Annotated in this window: 2 protein-coding genes and 1 pseudogene; all 3 read left to right on the top strand. The window is 46.8% G+C overall.

All coding sequences use genetic code 11. From position 1 onward, the window contains the following. Window positions 1–318: nucleotidyltransferase family protein (locus O9323_RS12035; protein ID WP_288125173.1), on the top strand; the 318-nt coding region annotated here is incomplete at its 5' end. Continuing rightward, window positions 290–628, top strand: coding sequence for a HepT-like ribonuclease domain-containing protein (locus O9323_RS12040; protein ID WP_149106453.1), 339 nt, complete (start codon window positions 290–292; stop codon window positions 626–628). The genes O9323_RS12035 and O9323_RS12040, both read left to right, overlap by 29 nt. Before the next feature lie 172 nt (window positions 629–800). Then, window positions 801–1,565, top strand: a pseudogene (tatC, locus tag O9323_RS12045) (twin-arginine translocase subunit TatC); the annotation flags it as partial.

A 1,565-nucleotide genomic window follows, 5' to 3' on the forward strand; every position in this document is an offset into this window, starting at 1 on the left:
ATCGATCTGCCGACAGAAAAAATTGCTGATTTCTGCCAACGCTGGCAAGTGATGGAATTTGCCCTTTTCGGCTCTGTCCTGCGCGATGACTTTCGCCCCGACAGCGATATTGATATTATGGTGCAGTTTCACCCAGAGGCACACCCCACCTTCAGCAGCCTCGATCAGATGGAAGCAGAATTAAAAACTATGTTTGACCGAGACATTGATCTGATTACCCGCCAAGGTATTGAAACTAGCCGTAACTATTTACGTCGCCACGAAATTCTTTCCTCTGCCCAGGTGATTTATGCAACGGGATCTTCAATTCCTGCTTGATATACTGCAATCCGCAGAACTGATCATAACCTACACGGCTCAATGCTCAAAAGCTGAGTTCGTTGCCAATGTGCAGCTTCAAGATTCAGTCATTCGACGGCTATTGGTGATTGCCGAAGCAGCCAGACGAGTTTCCGAAACAACCCGCCAGACCTTTCCCAACATTGCTTGGCAAGAAATCAATGGAATGAGAAATCGGTTAGTACATGAATATGATGATGTCAACCTCAATATTGTATGGGATGTGGTTCAGGCTGAAATCCCGTCACTGATTGAAGACTTGCAGTTACAGATTCCACCTGAACCCTGAGAATAGTGCGATCGCTATCAGGGAGAATTTTCCACTTAATTCAAACTCGATTGGCAACCTGTCACCGAGCAAACCCGACGATGTTGGAATGATTCTGATAGCTGACGGCTAATAGCTAAGGGTTATCAATGCTAGGATAAAGGCTTGAGTAGAGAACGATCGAGCCAAAGCCATGTCATCGACAGAAGTAAAAACCCCACCCCCAGACAGTCCTGAATTCCTCGATGAGTTACCCGGAGAAGTGGAAATGTCCTTATTTGACCACTTGGAGGAGTTGCGGCGCCGGATTTTTTATAGTTTAATTGCCGTGGCTGTGGGTGCGGTGGGATGTTTTATCTTCGTTAAACCCCTAGTGCAAGTGCTGGAAGTTCCCGCCCAAGGGGTAAAATTTTTGCAGTTGGCCCCAGGAGAATTTTTTTTCGTCTCCCTAAAAGTAGCTGGATATAGCGGCATACTGGTGGCTAGTCCGGTCATTCTCCTGCAAATTATCCTCTTTGTGCTGCCGGGGTTAACCCGTCGCGAACGGCGTTTAATTGTCCCGGTAGTGTTAGGTTCGAGTGTTTTATTTTTTGCTGGTTTATTTTTTGCCTATATTGCCCTGATTCCCGCCGCTTTAAACTTTTTTGTCAGTTATGGGGCGGAAGTGGTTGAACAAGCTTGGTCGATCGAGCGCTATTTTGAATTTGTCTTACTTTTGCTGTTTAGTACCGGCCCGGCATCGCCTTTCAAATTCCCGTTATTCAATTGATTTTGAGCTTTTTGGGCATTATTTCCTCGCAAACGATGTTATCGGGGTGGCGTTTCGTGGTTTTGGGGGCGGTGATTTTAGGCGCGATTTTAACCCCTTCCACAGATCCTCTCACCCAATCCCTGTTAGCAGGGGCGGTCTTGGGTCTATACTTTGGGGGCATTGGGGTGGTGAAATTAACGGGACGTT

The organism is Microcystis sp. LE19-131.1A, from assembly GCF_027532015.1.
In the GTDB taxonomy this organism is placed as follows: domain Bacteria; phylum Cyanobacteriota; class Cyanobacteriia; order Cyanobacteriales; family Microcystaceae; genus Microcystis; species Microcystis ichthyoblabe_A.

Excerpts from the sequence above, each read along its gene's own strand:
- O9323_RS12040 (WP_149106453.1), top strand. The coding sequence starts at position 290 with ATGCAACGGGATCTTCAATTCCTGCTTGATATACTGCAATCCGCAGAA.